Annotated in this window: 14 protein-coding genes; 3 read left to right on the forward strand and 11 right to left on the reverse strand. The window is 69.9% G+C overall.

The annotated features are described in order from the left end of the window. Positions 1–4: 4 nt before the first annotated feature. The gene (hslV, locus tag BMX96_RS07995; RefSeq protein WP_073126975.1) at positions 5–562 is read right to left on the reverse strand and encodes an ATP-dependent protease subunit HslV; all 558 of its coding nucleotides are present in this window, start codon (positions 560–562) and stop codon (positions 5–7) included. 85 nt (positions 563–647) lie between these two features. Between hslV and BMX96_RS08000 the strand changes: the two genes are divergently transcribed. After that, a complete protein-coding gene (locus BMX96_RS08000; protein ID WP_091845018.1) occupies positions 648–1556 on the forward strand; it encodes a hypothetical protein in 909 nt (302 codons plus the stop codon). A 64-nt stretch (positions 1557–1620) separates the two neighbouring features. Here BMX96_RS08000 and trxA read toward each other — a convergent pair whose 3' ends face one another. From trxA to regB, 8 genes are all read right to left on the reverse strand, one after another. Continuing rightward, entirely contained in the window at positions 1621–1941 is a 321-nt protein-coding gene (gene trxA / locus BMX96_RS08005; protein WP_073126979.1) for a thioredoxin, read from the reverse strand. Positions 1942–1994: 53 nt separating this feature from the next. Next, positions 1995–5351, reverse strand: a complete 3357-nt coding sequence (gene addA / locus BMX96_RS08010) for a double-strand break repair helicase AddA (RefSeq protein ID WP_091845019.1) — start codon at positions 5349–5351, stop codon at positions 1995–1997. Continuing rightward, positions 5348–8305, reverse strand: a complete 2958-nt coding sequence (addB, locus tag BMX96_RS08015; RefSeq protein WP_091845020.1) for a double-strand break repair protein AddB — start codon at positions 8303–8305, stop codon at positions 5348–5350. Before addB ends, addA begins: the two co-directional genes overlap by 4 nt. Further along, entirely contained in the window at positions 8298–8984 is a 687-nt protein-coding gene (locus BMX96_RS08020) for a nucleotidyltransferase family protein (RefSeq protein WP_236737000.1), read from the reverse strand. The genes addB and BMX96_RS08020 overlap by 8 nt, the downstream gene beginning before the upstream one ends. Next, positions 8981–9949, reverse strand: coding sequence for an aminoglycoside phosphotransferase family protein (locus BMX96_RS08025; protein WP_236737001.1), 969 nt, complete (start codon positions 9947–9949; stop codon positions 8981–8983). Before BMX96_RS08025 ends, BMX96_RS08020 begins: the two co-directional genes overlap by 4 nt. Continuing rightward, the gene (gene tsaE, locus BMX96_RS08030; RefSeq protein WP_091845021.1) at positions 9942–10424 is read right to left on the reverse strand and encodes a tRNA (adenosine(37)-N6)-threonylcarbamoyltransferase complex ATPase subunit type 1 TsaE; all 483 of its coding nucleotides are present in this window, start codon (positions 10422–10424) and stop codon (positions 9942–9944) included. The genes BMX96_RS08025 and tsaE overlap by 8 nt, the downstream gene beginning before the upstream one ends. 39 nt (positions 10425–10463) lie before the next feature. Beyond that, a complete protein-coding gene (locus BMX96_RS08035) occupies positions 10464–12035 on the reverse strand; it encodes a PAS-domain containing protein (RefSeq protein ID WP_091845022.1) in 1572 nt (523 codons plus the stop codon). A 93-nt stretch (positions 12036–12128) separates the two neighbouring features. Next, positions 12129–13556: a sensor histidine kinase RegB gene (gene regB, locus BMX96_RS08040; protein ID WP_091845023.1), complete on the reverse strand. Its 1428-nt coding sequence runs from the start codon at positions 13554–13556 to the stop codon at positions 12129–12131. A gap of 69 nt (positions 13557–13625) precedes the next feature. On the opposite strand from regB, the gene BMX96_RS08045 reads away from it, so the two are divergent. Together BMX96_RS08045 and BMX96_RS08050 are read left to right on the forward strand one after the other, a co-directional pair. Beyond that, positions 13626–14267 (forward strand): SCO family protein, encoded by a 642-nt coding sequence (locus BMX96_RS08045; RefSeq protein WP_091845024.1) that lies wholly within the window; start codon positions 13626–13628, stop codon positions 14265–14267. A gap of 61 nt (positions 14268–14328) precedes the next feature. Then, a complete protein-coding gene (locus BMX96_RS08050; protein WP_091845025.1) occupies positions 14329–14880 on the forward strand; it encodes an ActR/PrrA/RegA family redox response regulator transcription factor in 552 nt (183 codons plus the stop codon). Between the two features lie 3 nt (positions 14881–14883). Here BMX96_RS08050 and BMX96_RS08055 read toward each other — a convergent pair whose 3' ends face one another. Together BMX96_RS08055 and BMX96_RS08060 are read right to left on the reverse strand one after the other, a co-directional pair. Next, on the reverse strand, positions 14884–15756 hold the full coding sequence (locus BMX96_RS08055) for a LysR family transcriptional regulator (protein WP_091845026.1): 873 nt from the start codon (positions 15754–15756) through the stop codon (positions 14884–14886). A gap of 301 nt (positions 15757–16057) precedes the next feature. Further along, entirely contained in the window at positions 16058–16648 is a 591-nt protein-coding gene (locus tag BMX96_RS08060; RefSeq protein WP_091845027.1) for a YfbR-like 5'-deoxynucleotidase, read from the reverse strand. Between the last annotated feature and the right edge of the window lie 105 nt (positions 16649–16753).

Raw genomic sequence — 16753 nt, forward strand, 5'->3', positions numbered from 1 at the left:
GCGATCAGGCCGAGAGGGTTTCCACCGTCAGGTTGCCGTTGGTGTAGACGCAGATATCCGACGCGATATCCATGGCGCGGCGGGCGATGGCCTCGGCGTCCATGTCGCTGTCCATCAGCGCGCGGCCGGCGGCCAGGGCATAGTTGCCGCCCGACCCGATGGCCGCGATGTCATGCTCGGGCTCGAGCACGTCGCCCGCGCCGGTAATGACATAGAGATCCGACCCGTCCGACACGATCAGCATCGCCTCGAGCTTCTGCAGGTACTTGTCGGTGCGCCAGTCCTTGGCCAGCTCGACCGCCGCGCGCTGCAACTGACCGGGCGTCGCTTCAAGCTTGGTCTCGAGCCGTTCGAGCAAGGCAAAGGCATCGGCGGTCGATCCCGCGAAGCCGGCGATCACCTCGCGGCCGCCCGGGCTGATCCGGCGCACCTTGCGCGCGGTGCCCTTGATGACGGTGTCGCCCAGGCTCACCTGTCCGTCGCCCGCGATCACCACGCGCCCGCCCTTGCGCACGCCGACGATGGTGGTGCCGTGCCAGCCGGGAAAGTCGGTATCGGCCATGAAAGCTCCTTTCGGGAATTCGGTTGGCTTTCATATGGACCCGGGCCGACGGCTTGCCAACCGGCGTGCATCGCGGAGGCGCGCCATGGCTGACGCGCGCGTGCTGCGGATCTTCTACCACCGGCAATTGCTGGAGCGTGCGCGGGCGGGCGGGCACAACTACACCAACCGGATCGACGCGGCGCTGCGTTCGCGCGGGTGGCGGGTGGAATTGTGCCTGGACTCCGACGCGGCGCGGGTGGCGTCGCTGGCGCGGCCGGGACGGTCGCTGTTCCACATGGCTCCGCCGCTGGGCGCGCGGTCGCTGACCACGCGGCTGGCCTACTGGTATCCGTTCTGGCGGATCGAGGCATCGGCGAAGCGGTGGGAATGGGACGTCGCGCAGGCAAGGTTCGACCCCGAGGCGGTGGATCCCGAGGCGGCCGCGCGGTTTCGCACCTGGCGGCGGGGGCAGCACCTGAAGGGCGTGCAGGCGACCGGCGACGCCGTGTTCGTCCCGCTTCAGGGTCGTTTGCAGGAGGCCCGGTCGTTCCAGACCATGTCGCCGCTGGCCATGCTGGAGCAGACGCTGGCCCATACCGGCCCGCGCCGCGTGGTGGCGACCCTGCACCCGAACGAGACCTATTTGACGGCCGAGCGCGCGGCGCTGGACGATCTTGCCGCCCGCCACCCGCGATTGCAGGTCAGCGACGCGCCCGCGGACCGGGTGCTGGGCGAGAGCGGGCTGGTGGTCACCCAGAACTCGTCGGTGGCGCTGCTGGCCTACCTGCTGGACCTGCCGGTGATCCTGTTCGGACAGATCGACTTTCATCACATCGCTTTGAACGTGGCCGAGCTGGGCGTGGCCGGGGCTTTCGCCCGCGCGGCGGACCACCGCCCCGATTGCGCGCGCTACCTGTTCTGGTTCTTCCGGATGAACGCCATCGACGCGGCGGCCGAGGATGCCGAGGCGCAGATCCTGCGCCGCTTCGCCGATCACGGTTGGACGTTCTGAGCCCGCAACGCAAAAGCCCCGGCGCGATGGCCGGGGCTTGAGGAATTCCGCGATCGGGGCCGGATCAGATCGATTCGGTGATCCAGTTCTGCAGCGCGGCCTTGGGGGCGGCGCCGATCTTGTTGCTGACGACCTGGCCGTCCTTGAACAGGAACAGCGCCGGGATGCCGCGAACGCCCATCTGGGCGGGGGCGTTGGGGTTCTCGTCCACGTTGACCTTCACGATCTTAACGCGGCCTTCCATCTCGGACGAGATCTCTTCCAGGGCGGGGCCGATCTGTTTACAGGGGCCGCACCATTCGGCCCAGAAATCCACCACCACGGGCAGGTCTGCATTCTTCACTTCGGCGTCGAAGGTGTCGTCGGTGACGGCTACGGTGGCCATTGGTCTCTCCTTCAGGAACGGTCGTTCCGAGATAGGGACCGGCAGCGGACGGGTCAAGATTGCCCGGCGCGGGCGAAGGCGGTTCGCACCAGCTCGGGGGGGAGCGGCATCAGCCGCGCGGTCGCGGTCCAGAGCAGCGCCGTCTCGATCCGGCGGCCGGGATAGATGGCCGCCAGCGCGGCGTCATAGGCGCCCATCTGCCGCAACAGGCCCTCGGGCACGGTCTGGGGCGTGTCGGGCACCTGTGCGTTCGACTTGTAGTCCACGGCCAGCACCCGGTCAGGGTTGACCAGAAGGCGGTCGATGGCGCCGGTCAGGGCGCGACCATCGGGGAGGCGTCCGGCGATGGGCACCTCGGTCAGCGCGTCGGGGGCGAAGAGATCGGCCAGCCCGGGCGCGTCGATGACGGTTCGCGCGGCGGCCAGGCGGTCGTCGCGCTCGGCCTCGCCGAGGTCCGGCAGCAGCGCGGCGGCGACACGGTTCCAATCGGCGCGGGGCGCCTGGGGCAGGTATTCCAGCAGCAGGTGCAGGTCGGTGCCGCGCGCGCGGGCCGCGTCACTGTCCAGCGCATCGGCGGGGACTTCGTCCGACAGGACCTTGGCGCCGCCCAGGTCCGAGGGCCGCAGCAGCACCGGCGCGGCGGGCGGCGGACCGGCGGGCGTGTCGATCCAGCCGGGAAGGTCGTGTTGGGGCGTCTGAGGGTCACGGGTGGGGTGCTGCACCTCGGTCAACCCGGTCCAGTCGCCCGTGGCGAACCGGAGCCCGTCGCCCGCCGGCGTGTCCAACGGCGCGGTATCGAGCCTTCCCAAGCCCGCTGCCAGCTGGGGATACCACCGGCCATCGGTCTTCTCGGCATCCCCTGCGCCGCAGAGGATCAGCCAGAACTGTGCGCGCGTCATCGCGACGTAGAGCAGGCGGTCCCGCTCGGCCGCCGCGGCCTGGTCCAGCGTCGCGTGGGCGTCTTTCAGCACGGCCGGGCGCACATCCTTCCCCTGTTTCAGCAGCCGTCCCGTCCCGTCCGGCACGGGCCAGAGCGGATCGTCGATATTGCGCGGCTTGCCCGTGGTGTCGGGCAGGATGACGATGGGCGCCTCGAGCCCCTTGGCCCCGTGCACCGACATGATCCGCAGGTTGCCGCCCGCCGATTCCGACTGCCGCTTGATCGCGATGTCGTCGCTGGTCAGCCACGACAGGAAGCCGGTGAGGCTGGGGATCTCGGACCGCTCGTAGCCCAGCGCCTGCGACAGGAGCGCGTCGATCGCCTCTTCGCATTCGGGGCCGAGGCGCCCCACCAGCCGGGCCCGACCCCCGTGGCGCGTAAGGATCCGGTCGATCAGCTCGAACGGGCGCAGGAAATCGGCCTGCCGGCGCAGGTCGTCGATGATCGCCATGGTTTCGGGATAGGCGTCGCGCCCGTCGCGCAGGGCGTGCCACAGGATGCGGCTGCCGCGATGCGCCGCCAGCGTGAAGAGGTCCTGTTCGCTCCATCCGAAAAGCGGCGAGCGCAGGGCTGCGGCCAGCGAAAGGTCATCCTCGGGCGTGGCGAGGAAGGACAGCAGGGCAGCGATATCCTTGACCGCCAGTTCGGCCATCAGGGTCAACCGGTCGGCCCCTGCCACGGGGATGCCGCGCGCCTTGCAGGCCCGGATCGTCAGGTCGAACAGCGGCCCGCGCGATCGGAACAGGATCAGGACATCGCCCGCCTGCACCTTGCGGCGTTCGCCGTCGCGCGCGGGGTCGGGGATGGTCTCGGTCCCGATCATGGCGGCGATGGCATCGGCGACATGACCGGCGAGGATCGCGCGTTCGTCCCGCGGGGACACGCGGTCCAGCGGATCGTCGAAATCGGTGGGCGGGTCGGTGTCGGGTTTCGGCACCGCGGGCCAGAGATCGACGCGACCGGGCAGCTGGTCGCGGAAGGCGATATGCTCCATCCCCTGCCCGTCGAACACCGCGTCCACGGCCCGCAGGATCGCGGGGGCGGAGCGGAAGGAATGCAGCATGTCGCGCCGGTCCATCCGCCCGTCGCCCAGCTGGGCGGAGAACCGGTCGTGCATCCGGTCGAAGCCCTCGGGGTCGGCGCCCTGGAACGAATAGATCGACTGCTTCTTGTCGCCCACGACGAACAGGGTGCGGCGGGTCGCCTCTTCGGTCCCGTCGCCGGCGGTGATCTCGCCCGCCAGCGCCTCGATCATCTGCCACTGGGCCGGGGAGGTGTCCTGCGCCTCGTCCACCAGGATATGGTCGATCCCGCCATCCAGCCGGTAGAGCACCCAGCGCGCCACGTCGCTGCGTGTCAGCAGGTCGCGCGCGCGCAGGATCAGGTCATCGAAATCCAGCCAGCCACGCGCGGTCTTGGCCCGCTCGTAAAGCGGCAGAAAGGCGGCCGCGAAGTCCTGCAGGGCAAGATTGCGGGCGACCTCGGCCAGGCCCATGCGCGCGTCCCGCGCGGATTCAACCCGCGTCATCAGGTCGTTCAGCGCGTCCACATCTGCGGGGTCCATCGCCTTGCGGCAGCCCGCCGTTGGGATGCTTCCGATCTTGGCGCTGAAGGGTTCTTTCGCGCTTGAGCCTGTCAGGAGGATGGACTCGAGCGCCTCGCAGGCCACAAGCGTCCCGGTGCCCGCCGCGCGCAGCTTGTCGGCATTGCCCTGGTCCGTCGGCTTGTCGCTGGCGGCCATGGCCGTGACCACCCGGTCGATCAGGTCCACCGTGCCCGGGTCGAAGACCTGCGAAACCAGCCGATCCTCGGTCAGCGTCTCGGGGATCTCGAACAAGCGGCACAATTCGGGGCGATCCAGCGGCGCGCGAAAATGGTCGCGCTGGGCGACAAGCGCCGCGACCGTGCTGCCGATGTCCGAGCCGCCCAGGGCCCTGGCCAGCGCGCGCACCGTGTCGGGCTGCCGTTCGGCCAGGTCCTCGAGGCAATCGCCGCGCAACAGCTCGCCGCTGCGGTCGTCCATCTCGGCGAACTGGGGGCTGACCCCGGCTTCGACAGGGAAGCGGCGCAGCAGGATGGCGCAGAACGAGTGAATGGTCTGGATGCGCAGGCCGCCCGGCGTCTCGACCGCCTTGGCGAACAGCCGCCGGGCGGCGGACAGCGCGTCGTCGGTGACGGTTCCACCGCCGGTCAGGCGCTGCAGCGCCGCGCGCAGGTCGGCGTCGGGCAGCATCGACCAGCCGCCCAGCGTCTTGAACAGCCGGTTCTGCATCTCGGACGCGGCGGCCTTGGTGTAGGTCAGGCACAGGATGTTCTGGGGCGCCGTGCCGCCCAGCAGCAGCCGCGCAACCCGGTCTGTCAGCACCCGCGTCTTGCCCGACCCGGCATTGGCCGACAGCCAGGTTGAGCGGTCGGGCTGTGCCGCCGCGATCTGGCGGCGGGTGGCGTCGTCGATTGAGGGGCCCGTCATGTGAGCTTTTCCGGTGTGGCCGGGTCCGAGATGTCCCATTCGCCGTAGCGCGCCAGGTGATCGAAATCGAAGGCGTAGACCATGGTTTCCATCGCCCGCCGCGACTGGAAGCCCTTTTCGGGGTCTGCATAGGCCTGAAGCAGCCGTTGCAGCATCTGCGTGGCCTCGTCCGGGTCCAGCCGAACCTGCTTCTCCTTCGGGTCTTCACACCGCAGCGGGAACAGGCGCCACTTCGCGGGGCTGCCCAGCTGCACGTGGCCCGCGTGCGAGACCTCGCGCGCCGGCAGGTCGGTGAAGGCGCCGGCCTCGGCCATGGCGGCTTCGATCAGAACCTGCGGGTCGTAGTGGCGGATCTGCTTGTCGGTGGGCGCGGTCCCGGTCTTGTAGTCCAGAACGACCAGCGTGCCGTCCTCGTGCAGGTCGATCCGGTCGGCGGTGCCGCGCAGGGTGACATCGGTGCCCGGCACCCGCCATTCGCCCCGGATCTCCAGCCCCGCCGGGCGGGTGACGGAGCGGTGCGCGGCGTCGGCATCGACGAACCAGGGCGCCACCTGTTCCAGCCGCGTCAGCCAGTTCAGGCGCGTGGCGACCCACGGCACCTCGGTCTTGAAGTGCGCGCGGGCGAGGTCGACCAGTTTCGCGGCGGCGTCGGGATCATCGGGGGCGACGGTCTGGACGTAGTCCTCGAAGATCGCGTGGGTCGCGGTGCCACGCAGCCGCGCGTCGGGGTCCTTGCGCAGCGGGTCGAGCGCGCGAAGCCGCAGCACCCGGCTGGCGTAGATGGCGTAGGGGTCGCGCACCAGCTTCTGGATGTCGGTGACGCTGAGCCGGGTGGGACGCGCGGCGGCGGGCGGGCAGGGCGCGGGCCGCGGTGTGGTGGGCACCCGGGTCACCCGCGCCTCCATCCCCTGCGCGTGGTCGAGCCAGATCCGCCCGCGCCCGCGCATCTGCGACACGGCGTCGGGGCCCCCGGTGCCGGGCAGGCCCGCCATCAGGTTCAGAAGCCGGTTCAGCCAGCGCGACATGACGGTTTCCGCCTCGGCGTCGCGTGTCGCGCGGGTCATCAGGACCTCGCGTCCGCAGACTGCCTGCTGGAAATCGTGCGCCGACAGGCCGATGCTGCGTTCAGGAGACAACAGGCCCAGTTCCGCCCGCATCCGGCGGTTCAGCCACGGATCGGGGCCGGGCGGTTCGGGCCATGTGCCCTCGTTCAGGCCGCCCAGAACGACCACGTCGGCGCCCTGCACCCGCGCCTCGAGCGTACCCCAGATCAGGACGCGCGGATCGGCGGTGACGGCATCGCGGACGGGTCTTGCGCGCAGGATGGCGTCGATCAGCGCGCGGTAGTTGGCGAGTGTCATTTCGCCCCCTGCCGCCGCCTGCTCGGACAACGTGCCGATCTCGGCCAGCGCAGCTTCTCCCGCGGTCTCTTGCCACAACTCGCCCGTACTTGCGCCCGCCGGGCCGCGCGCCAGGGCCTCGGTCAGGGCGACGTGATAGGCGACCATGTCGGCCAGCGGCCCGGTGGTGCAGTCCTCGGCGGCCAGCACCGTGTCGCAGATCCAGTCCAGCCACGCGTCCGCGCCCTCGATCCCGGCGGTTTCGGCCCATTGCCGCAGGTCGTCGGCGGTGGGGCGCGGCGGGCCGGCACGGCGCAGCCACAGCTCCAGTTCGCGCGTGCGGCGCAGGTGGGGGCCGCGATCGGCGCCGGTATGGACCAGCGGGTGCTTCAGCACGGTCAGCAGCGTCTCGGGCGTCGCCGCGCGGCCCAGCAACCCGGCGGTGTGGCGCAGCAGGCGCCCCGGCGCCGAGAGCGACAGGGGCTGCCCCGCGCTGTCGTCCGGGGTGATGCCCCAACGGTCCAGCGCGGCGGTCACCTGCCGGGCAAGCGTCCGGTCGGGGGTGATGAGCGCGGCGGTCTGTCCCGCGTCCACCGCCGCGCGCAGACGCAGGGCGATGGCCAGCGACTCGGTCCGGGGATCGGGCGCTTCGAGCAGGCCAAGACCCTGGCTCGCCACCATGAGGTCGCCCAGGCCAGGGCCGTCGCGCAGCCATCCGTCGGTGACCGGGGCCGGGCGCAGGGCCATCGAGACCAGGGCGCGACGGGCCGGAACAGGGTCTGTTTCGGTCCAGCGCGCCACCGACCGGGGCGGCACGTCCAGCGCGCGGGCCAGGTCGGCAAAGCGGTATTGCGGGTGGTCCTCGGCGCCGGTGTCGCGGGCCAGCCCGTCCCACAGGTCCGGCCCCATTTCGAAATCGAAACCGGGCAGGATAACCGCCCCCTGCGGCAGGCGCGCCACGGCCTGCATGAGCAGGGATGTCGTGCCGCGCGACCCGGTGGAGCCCGCGATGAGGATCGGGTCCGAAGGCGGCGTTGCGGCCCAGCGGCGGATCAGGCCCTCGACCAGCTGACGCTGGCGCGCGTCGGGATCGGGCGTCGCGCCGGGCTGGAAGTAGCGTTGGACAAGGTCGATGAAGGCCAGCGCGCGTTGCCAGTGGCCGGACTGGTCGCTGATATCCAGGTCGCGCAGGGCGCTTGGGCCGACGCCTTCGACCTGCATTTCCGACATGAGCGAGGCAAGGCTGTCGGCCAGGTCATACGCGGCGCTTTGGGCCGCGAGGTCGGGCGAGGTCTCCAGCAGCCGGGCGGTCAGCTGGGCCAGTTCCAGGCGCCGGCCCAGCGGATGGGCGGGCTGCGGCAGGCCCGCCATCACCGCGTCGGCGCCCGGGTCGGTGATCAGCTCGACCCGGGGCAGGATGCGCAACGGCCGGTCGACGAGCCGTGCGATGACCGCCGACTGCATCCGGGCGCTGTTGACGATCAGGCGGACGCGCGCCCAATCCTCGGGCGCCCGATCCTGCATCCGCGACTCCAGCCCCGCGACCAGTTCGGCCGCGAAATCGGCGCCCGGGGGAAGGCCGAACAGGCGTGGGGTGTCCTGCGGTTCAAACATCGCGCAACAGGGCCTCCGCCGCCGTGATTCCCTCGGGGTGGCCCACATCGGCCCAGTGGCCGGGATGCTCGATCCCGTGCAACGCGCCGCGTGCGGCGAGGTCGGTCCAGACCTGCGATAGCGAGAAGACGGCGTGGGGGTAGTCGCGCAGCACCGCCGGGTCGATGATCTGCGCGCCGGTGAAGACCAGGTCGCCGCCACGCGACAGGTCGCCTTCGGGGGACATGGCAAAGTCGCCTGCGCCGTCACGGCCACGGGTGCGGGCAAGCGGCACGGTCATCAACAGCGCGCCCATGCCGGGGCGCCACGACTGCGCCAGCGCGGCCAGCGGGTTCGGTCCCGTCCAGACCGCGTCGGTATTCAATGTCATCACCGGACCATCGCCCAGCAGCGGCAGCGCGTGGCGCAGGCCCCCGCCGGTGTCGAGGATCTCGTGCGTTTCGTGCGAGGCCGCGACATCGCGGGAAAGCAGGTGCGGGATGATGGCGTCGGGCTTGTAATGCACGTTCGCCACCAGCCGGGTGGCCCCGGCGGCGCGGCACAGATCGATGGCGTGGTCGATCAGCGGACGACCCGCGACCTCGACCATGGGCTTGGGCCGGTCCTGGGTCAGCGCGCCCATACGCGTGCCGAACCCCGCCGCGAACAGCATCACGGGAAAGGGAAAGGCTCCGGTCATCGGGCGGGCGCCGGGATCAGTGACAGCACGCGGTCGCGCACGTCGTGCAGCGCGGGATGGTCGAGATCGCATTGCAGGTCGGCCCAGACGCGGGGCAGGTGGGCGAGGTATCCGGGCTTGCCCCGATCCTGCGCCAGCCGCGCAAAGATCCCGAGGATCCGCAGGTGGCGCTGGGCGGCCTGCGCGGCATAGGCGGCGCGGAATTCTGCGGTGTCCAGCCGGCGGGCGCGGGTGAAGCGGTCGATCATCTCGTCCTCGATACCCGGCGCCGGGCTGCGCCGCGCGTCCTGCAACAGCGAGGCGAGGTCGTAGGCCGGGTGCCCCGCCACCGCGTCCTGGAAGTCGAGCACGCCGAGCCGCGCGAGACCCCGTTCATCGGGGCGCCACAGCAGGTTGTCGGCGTGATAGTCCCTGTGAACGAGGACCGGGATGCCGTCGTCGTGGCGGGACAGGCACTGTTCCAGCGCCGATTCCAGCTCAAGCCACGCGGGCGAGGGAGGGTCGTCCTGGCCCAGGTAGTGTTCCCAAGTGAGCCGGATCGCGCGGGCCATCTCGGCGGGGCCATAGCGCGGCAGGGCCGCCGGTGGCGGCGCCGATTGCATCTGCACCAGCGCGTCGGTTGCAGCGGCGTAGAGCGGTTTCTCAAGACTGGCGTCGTGGGCCACGAGACGCGAGACCAGCCGGTCGCCCAGATCCTCGAGCAGCAGGAGCCCCGCGTCGAGATCGGCGGCCAGCGCGGCGGGTGCGCCAAGACCCAGCCCGCGAAGATGGTCGCCCAGACGCAGGAAGGCGTCCTGCCGTCCGCAGGTTTCGGGCGGCGCGTCCATCAGGATGACGGTCGCACCGTCGCGCGACAGGCGGAGATAGCGACGGGCCGAGGCGTCGCCGGCCAGGTCCATGCGCACGGCGTCGCCCCAGCCTGCGCCCCGCAGGAAAGCGTCGATCTGCGGCACGCGTTCAGTCACGGAACGCGGCCTCGATCGCGCCAAGCCGGGATGCATCCCAACCGCTGAGCGTCACACTGCGGCCGGTGTCCTGCATGGCAAAGGCCAGCCATAGCGCGCCCCTTGGCACCCGGTCCTCGAGCCGGTCGGGCCACTCGATAAGCGTGAGAGCGGTCTCGAACCCGTCATCCAGCCCAAGCTCGGCCAGTTCGGACGCGTCGCCCAGCCGGTAGAGATCGGCGTGCAGGATGTCGAGCGGCCCGGCGATGTAGGCCTGCACCAGCGTGTAGGTGGGCGACGGCACGTCCTCGGGCGGGCGATGGGGCGCCTGCAGGGCCTGGATCACGCTGCGGGCAAGGTGGCTTTTGCCGGCGCCCAGCGGCCCTTCGAGACACAGGCAATCGCCCGGCCCCACAAGCGTGGCCAGCACGTGGCCGAGCCGGGTGGTGGCATCGGCGTCTGACAGGTCAAGCGTCAGGTGGGGGGCGGTGGTCATGGGGGCACCATTACCGCCCGCCTGCCGGGCTTCAAGCGGTTAGGCTTTCAACCGCGCGGCAACTTCGGCGGCGCCGCGCAGTGGCGTGATCCGGGCCCGGCGCTGTGGCGGCGCGGCGGGGGTGAACCGCACCATCGTCATGGCATTGGGAAGCGATCCGAAGGTCAGCTTCAGCGGCGTGCCCGCCGTGGTGACGATGGTCGCGGTCCAGTCGCGCGCCTCGGCGCCGCGCAACATGTGATTGCGCAGCTCGGTCCAGCAGGGGTGGGGTTCGGACTTGGCCATCCAGTCGCCCAATGCGTCGCGCGCTGTGATCTGTGTCAGCGTGCTTTCGGTGTCCACGCCCCAGAGCGTATCGTAAGCCGTGTTGGTCAGCACCAGCGTGCCGATCTCGTCGAAAACCGCCACGGCGTCGGGCAGCGCGTCCAGCGCCGCGCGGGTGGTGGCGATTTCACTGCGGAATCGGCGCGTCAGGCCGACTTCGGCACTGATATCCTCGACCAGCAGGGCGAAGGCGCCGTCGGGCTGCGGACGGCCGGTGACCCGGAACGTCCGCTCACCGGCAAGGTGCCACAGCTCGCAATAGGTGCCGTCGCTGGCCGCGCGTTCCACGTTCAGCACGTGGTCACGCCAGCTGCTGTAGTCCTTGGGCTCGGGCATCATGTTGCGCGACCGCAGCGCGTCGAGGAACGAGTCGAGCCCGGGGCGCGACAGCAGCAGGTCGATGGGCAAGGTCGTGAGGTCCGTCAGGGCGGGGTTGAACATGACAAGCTTCCGATCGCGGTCGAAAAACGCGATGCCCACGGTCAGCTGCGCGAAGGTGCGGGAGAAGGCCTGGATCGACTCGGACAGCGACGTTTCGGCCCGCACCAAGGCGTCGACGGGCAGGGCCGTGACGAACAGGTCGGCCCCGACCCGCGAGAGGTGACAGTCGAACCACCGCTCGCCGCCGTCGGGGTCCGTGAGCGACAAACGCTGGATGTCACCCTCGTCCGGGTCCAGGCATGGGAATACCCGGTGCGGCGGCCAGGCCGTCGCCGGGCTTTCGGAAACCCCTTCGACCAGGGCGAGATAGGCCCGGTTGACCCACGTAACCGTGCCTTGCGGCCCCTGGCGCCAGGCAGCGTAGGCCATCGCATCGCCCAGCGCGCGCAGGCTTTCCAGCTCGGCCCCCAACGACGCATGGGCCCCGCGGTCCAGCGTCACGACATCGGTCTCGGCCGAGACGAGCGACAGGCGCACGCAGGACCCTTCATTGCGAAGCTGCAGTGCGCTCGATCGGTCTTGCGAGGTCAATGTCGCGGACTTCAGGCGCGGCATCTCGAGCATGGTGCGAGAGAAGTCGGGAAAGAGCCGGCCGAGATGACCAGCAAGGCCGCGATAGGAGACGCGACCCTCGCCGAGCTGCGCCACGTAGTCCCGGGCGGGGCCGGTGGTTTCCACCACCGCCGCGCGCTCGACGATGAAGGTGGTCGCGGTCGGGTCGTCCTCGAGCAACAGGGACTGGCTGCGCCGGTCCCCGGCCATCCGATGAGCGATGAAGGCCGCACCGGCCAGTGCCGCGGCCAGCGAGACCACGGCACAGATTAGCACCAGATCGACAACCGTCATAGATATCCCCCGTCCGAAACGACACGTTAACGATCAGCCTTTTCGGTTAAGGCTTAACGAAGCGTTAAATCTTCCGAGAAAGGGGCTTTTTACTCAAATGTCCGTCGGTTGGTTGTCGCCCAGCGCGCCGCGGCCGCCGCTTTCTGCTGCCAGTGCCGCGCGCGACCAGCGCAGGGTGACGATGGCGCCGGTGCGGGTCCGGTGCGGCGACCGCTCGGTAAACTGGTCGACCCCGTTGGCGAAGACCAGCTCGGCGCCCGAACGTTCCAGCAGCGTCTTCGCGATGAACAGGCCCAGCCCCATGCCCTGGCTGTCCTCGCGGCGCGTCGTGCGACCGGCATTGCGGCTGCGCATGAACGGGTCGCCCAGGACGGGCAGAAGGTCGGGCGGAAAGCCGGGGCCGTCGTCCGCAATGCGCAGGTTGATGGTCTCGTCGCTCCAGCGGGCGTCGATCCAGACCCGCGACCGGGCGAAATCCACCGCGTTTTGGATCAGGTTGCGCAGGCCGTGCACCACTTCGGGGCGGCGCAGGATCACGGGCTCCTCGTCCTCGGGGTCGAACTCGACGGCGCCGGTGGGGGCGAGGTCGTAGATCAGCTCGACCCCGCGGGCGCCGTGCGGCTCGGCCGCTTCCTCCAGCACCGCCGACAGGGGCGCGTGGCGCATGTGGCTGTCCTGCTTGCCGGCGCGACCCATGGAGTGAAGGATCATCCGGCACCGCTCGGCCTGGTCGCGGATCAGCCGCGCGTCGTCGCGCAGGTCCGAGTCCTCGCCCAGCTCCTCGAGCATCTCGCCGCTGACCAGCGCGATGGTCGACAGGGGCGTGCCCAGTTCGTGCGCGGCGGCGGCGACCACGCCGCCCAGGTCGGTCAGCTTCTGTTCGCGCGCCAGAGCCATCTGCGTCGCCTGCAACGCGTCGGCCATGGCCGTCATCTCCAGCGTGACCCGGCGCGCGTAGGCGGCCTGGAAGATGACCCCGATGCAGATCGCCGCCCAGAAGCCCAGCCGAAACAGCGGGGGCAGGTGCATCTCGGCCCCGTCGGTGGTGCTGAGCGGGACGTAGACCCAGAAATTCGTCGTGGTCAGCCCCACCGCGACGACGCACACCAGCAGGGTCGCGTTCAGCCGCAGCACCGCGGCCGAGATCGCCACCTGCGCGAGGATCAGGGACGCGAACGGGTTGTTCAGCCCGCCCGTGAGCATGAGCAGCGTCGACAGGTGCACCATGTCGAAGACCAGCACGCCCGCCAGCCCGGTCTCGTTCAGGCGCTTGTTCTCGGGATAGATCAGCGCGGCGGCGACATTGGTGATGACCGCCACCGCGATGGTGACCGCGATCAGCCCGGTGGGCAGCGCCAGGTCGAGGAACACCAGCGACAGGATGACGGTCACGACCTGCCCGGCAATGGCGATCCAGCGCAGCAGGATCATGGTGCGCAGGCGCACCCAGTTCGACCGTCGCGGCGCCGCGAAGATCGGTTCGTTGGGGCCGAAATCGGGCGCTGTGTCTGTCTGCGTCATCGTTTCGCTTGTAAGGCCGGTCACGCGGCCCGATCAATGGGCCGGATTCGGGACGAAAGGACGCAAGCGATGAAGAAGGCTTACCTGTTCGGCGGCGCGGCGGTAGTGGCCGTTGGGGTCGGGCTGACCGCCGGCCTGCTGCTGCGCGAGGATGGCGGTCCCTTCGCGCCCTGCCGGGACAACGTCATCGCCGGGGGCGGCAGCACGATCGGTGGCGACTTCACGCTGGTGTCCGAGACCGGCGAGACCGTGACGTCGGACGACGTCATCGACGGACCGACCCTGATCTATTTCGGCTACACCTTCTGCCCCGATGTCTGCCCATACGATGCCGCGCGCAACGCCGAGGTCGTGGACCTGCTGGACGCGCGCGGCTACGACGTGACGCCCGTGTTCATCACCATCGACCCGGCCCGCGATACGCCCGAGGTGCTGGCCGAGTACACCGACTACCTGCATCCAGACATGCTGGGGCTGACCGGCTCGGCCGAGCAAGTCGACGCCGCGGCGCGGGCCTATCGCGCGTATTACGGGCGCGGGCCCGATGTGGGCGAGGACGGCTACCTGATGAACCACTCGGTCTTCAGCTACCTGGTCCTGCCCGAACACGGCTTCGTCGAGTTCTATCGCGGTGCGCCCGGCGTGGCCGGCGAGGGGATCGAGTCCGACGCGATGGCCGAGAGCATGGAGTGCTACCTCAGCAGGGCGTGATTTGATCGCCGCCGTTCCGCGCCTATGTCACACGACGTAGTAGAGAATTGCGGGATGCGGGATGAGCGAGACTGCCCAGAAAATCGGTTCGGACAAGAGCCTTCTTCTGCTGGATGACGACGAGGCGTTCCTGAAACGCCTTGCCCGGGCGATGGAGAAGCGCGGCTTCGAGGTGCGCACCGCCGAGTCGGTCGAAGAAGGACTGGCCGCGGTCCGCGAGGCGACGCCGGCCTACGCCGTCATCGACCTGCGCCTGGGCGACGGCAACGGGCTGGACGTGGTCGAGCAGATCCGCGAGCGGCGCGAGGACACGCGCATCGTCGTGCTGACGGGCTACGGCGCCATCGCGACCGCCGTGGCGGCGGTGAAGATCGGCGCGACCGACTACCTGTCCAAGCCCGCCGACGCGAACCAGATCAGCGCCGCGCTGCTGGCCACCGGCGAGGATCTGCCCCCGCCGCCCGAGAACCCCATGTCCGCCGACCGGGTGCGGTGGGAACATATCCAGCGCATCTACGAGCAGTGCGACCGCAATGTGTCCGAGACGGCCCGGCGGCTGAACATGCACCGCCGGACCTTGCAGCGGATCCTGGCCAAGCGGTCACCGCGCTAGGTTTCAGGCGGCTTCGGCCCGCAACCATCTTACGAACTTGCGCAGCGTCTCGGGGCGGTGGCCCGGTCTCGTGACGACGAAGTAGCCGTAATCGGTCTCGGTATCCTCGAACAGGTCGATGAGGCTGCCGCGTGCCAGGTCATCGGACACCACAGGGTAGGGGAGGATCGCCACCCGGTCCGACCCGCGCAGCGCCTGTAGCAGCATGGCATTGTCGTCGAACTCGGTCGCGCGCACCCGGTCCAGGTCCAGCCCGTGCGCGCGGGCCCAGTCGATCTCGGCCTGCCTGTAGGGCCCGAGAAGCCAGGGCCAGGTGGACAGCGGCGACAGGTCCGTGAGCGGGCCGACGGCCGGTGCCTCGGGCCCCGCGACGACCACGTGCACCGATCCCATCAACCATTCCGACTCGACGCCCGGCCAATCGCCCTTGCCCTGCCGGATGGCCATGTCGAACCCGTCGCGCGACAGGTCCACCACGCGGTTCGACGGCAGCAGCTCCAGCTCGACCTCGGGGTGGCGGGTCCAGAACCGACCCATGCGCGGCATGATCCAGCTGGCCGCCAGCGACGGCGTCAGCGACACCCGCAGCGGCCGGGTGCTGTTGCGCGTCGCCATGTCCCGCGCCGCACCGGCAATGCGTCCGAACCCGTCCGTCAGCGCGGCACAGAGCGCGATCGCGTCATGCGTCGGCGCCATTCCGTCAGGCGTTCGCTGGATCAGCGCCACCCCGAAATGCGCTTCGAGCTTGCGCACGCTCTGCGACACCGCGGCGTGGGTCACGTTCAGCTCGGCCGCGGCGGCGGTGTAGGAGCCCAGCCGCGCGACGGCTTCCAACCCCCGCAAGGCCTGAAGCGAAGGAACCCCGTGCCAGTCCATTGTAAGCCCACCTTACATGCAAGAATCCGTTCTGATTCGGTATGGCCCACTAGAGCAGCTACATGAGGGACATCGGAAGTCGAAAGGTGCAGCGCCTACCGTAAGAAGCGCATCGTTCCCTTCCTTGGTCCCAAGGGGCCCACCGGAACCCTCACCGCAGGAAAGGATCCTGTCATGATGAACATCTTCGCTCAAAGCTTCCTCGTCGCCACGCGCCAGGAACCCGGTTACCGCAACCGCGCGCAGAAACGGGCAGAAGACGCCCGGACCGAGCGGTGGCACAGCGACCGGCGTTCGGGCTTCAGATCTGCGCCAGCAGAGACGCGTGACGGGCGGTGAACGCCGCCCGCACGTCGCGCGGGGGGCGCAGGACGATGTCGAGATCCGCGATCAGCTCGGAGTTCGGCCGTCCGAAGAATCGCGTTGCCTCCGCTTCGGCGAAACCTGCGATCTGCACCGCTTCCATCCATGCACTGACCCGGTCCGCCGCCTTGATCTGCCGCTTGATGTTCTGCGGCAGGGCGGCGGGCAGGCCGAACCGCAGGTGGATCGCCGCCGTCAGCCGGGCGTCCAGTTCGCCGTAGTTGGCGCCGATGGTGGCCTTCACCGGCGAGATCATGTCGCCGATGACGTATTCCGGCGCGTCGTGCAGCAGCGCGGCCAGCTGCCAGCGCGGATCGGGACGGGCGCTGGTCGCGGTGAACAGGGTTTCGACCAGCAGGGAATGCTCGGCCACGCTGTAGGCGAAATCGCCCCTCGTCTGCCCGTTCCAGCGCGCGACGAAGGACAGACCATGGGCGATGTCCTCGATCTCGATATCCATCGGAGTGGGATCCAGCAGGTCCAGCCTGCGGCCCGACAGCATCCGCTGCCATGCGCGGGGGGTCTTCATGGGTAAGCCTTCGGTGCCGATGTGTCCGTTTCCGCAGCCATAACGCGGGACGCTGACGGGCGCGACCGTGTCCTTCCGCGACCGCGACGTGGCGCTGCGTTGCCC

Origin of the sequence: Palleronia pelagia (assembly GCF_900110115.1) — a bacterium.
Lineage (GTDB): Bacteria > Pseudomonadota > Alphaproteobacteria > Rhodobacterales > Rhodobacteraceae > Palleronia > Palleronia pelagia.

Bases quoted from the DNA above. Each gene is read 5' to 3' on its own strand.
- hslV (WP_073126975.1), bottom strand. From the start codon at position 562: ATGGCCGATACCGACTTTCCCGGCTGGCACGGCACCACCATCGTCGGC.
- BMX96_RS08000 (WP_091845018.1), top strand. From the start codon at position 648: ATGGCTGACGCGCGCGTGCTGCGGATCTTCTACCACCGGCAATTGCTG.
- trxA (WP_073126979.1), bottom strand. From the start codon at position 1,941: ATGGCCACCGTAGCCGTCACCGACGACACCTTCGACGCCGAAGTGAAG.
- addA (WP_091845019.1), bottom strand. From the start codon at position 5,351: ATGACGGGCCCCTCAATCGACGACGCCACCCGCCGCCAGATCGCGGCG.
- addB (WP_091845020.1), bottom strand. From the start codon at position 8,305: ATGTTTGAACCGCAGGACACCCCACGCCTGTTCGGCCTTCCCCCGGGC.
- BMX96_RS08020 (WP_236737000.1), bottom strand. From the start codon at position 8,984: ATGACCGGAGCCTTTCCCTTTCCCGTGATGCTGTTCGCGGCGGGGTTC.
- tsaE (WP_091845021.1), bottom strand. From the start codon at position 10,424: ATGACCACCGCCCCCCACCTGACGCTTGACCTGTCAGACGCCGATGCC.
- BMX96_RS08035 (WP_091845022.1), bottom strand. From the start codon at position 12,035: ATGACGGTTGTCGATCTGGTGCTAATCTGTGCCGTGGTCTCGCTGGCC.
- regB (WP_091845023.1), bottom strand. From the start codon at position 13,556: ATGACGCAGACAGACACAGCGCCCGATTTCGGCCCCAACGAACCGATC.
- BMX96_RS08045 (WP_091845024.1), top strand. From the start codon at position 13,626: ATGAAGAAGGCTTACCTGTTCGGCGGCGCGGCGGTAGTGGCCGTTGGG.
- BMX96_RS08050 (WP_091845025.1), top strand. From the start codon at position 14,329: ATGAGCGAGACTGCCCAGAAAATCGGTTCGGACAAGAGCCTTCTTCTG.
- BMX96_RS08055 (WP_091845026.1), bottom strand. From the start codon at position 15,756: ATGGACTGGCACGGGGTTCCTTCGCTTCAGGCCTTGCGGGGGTTGGAA.
- BMX96_RS08060 (WP_091845027.1), bottom strand. From the start codon at position 16,648: ATGAAGACCCCCCGCGCATGGCAGCGGATGCTGTCGGGCCGCAGGCTG.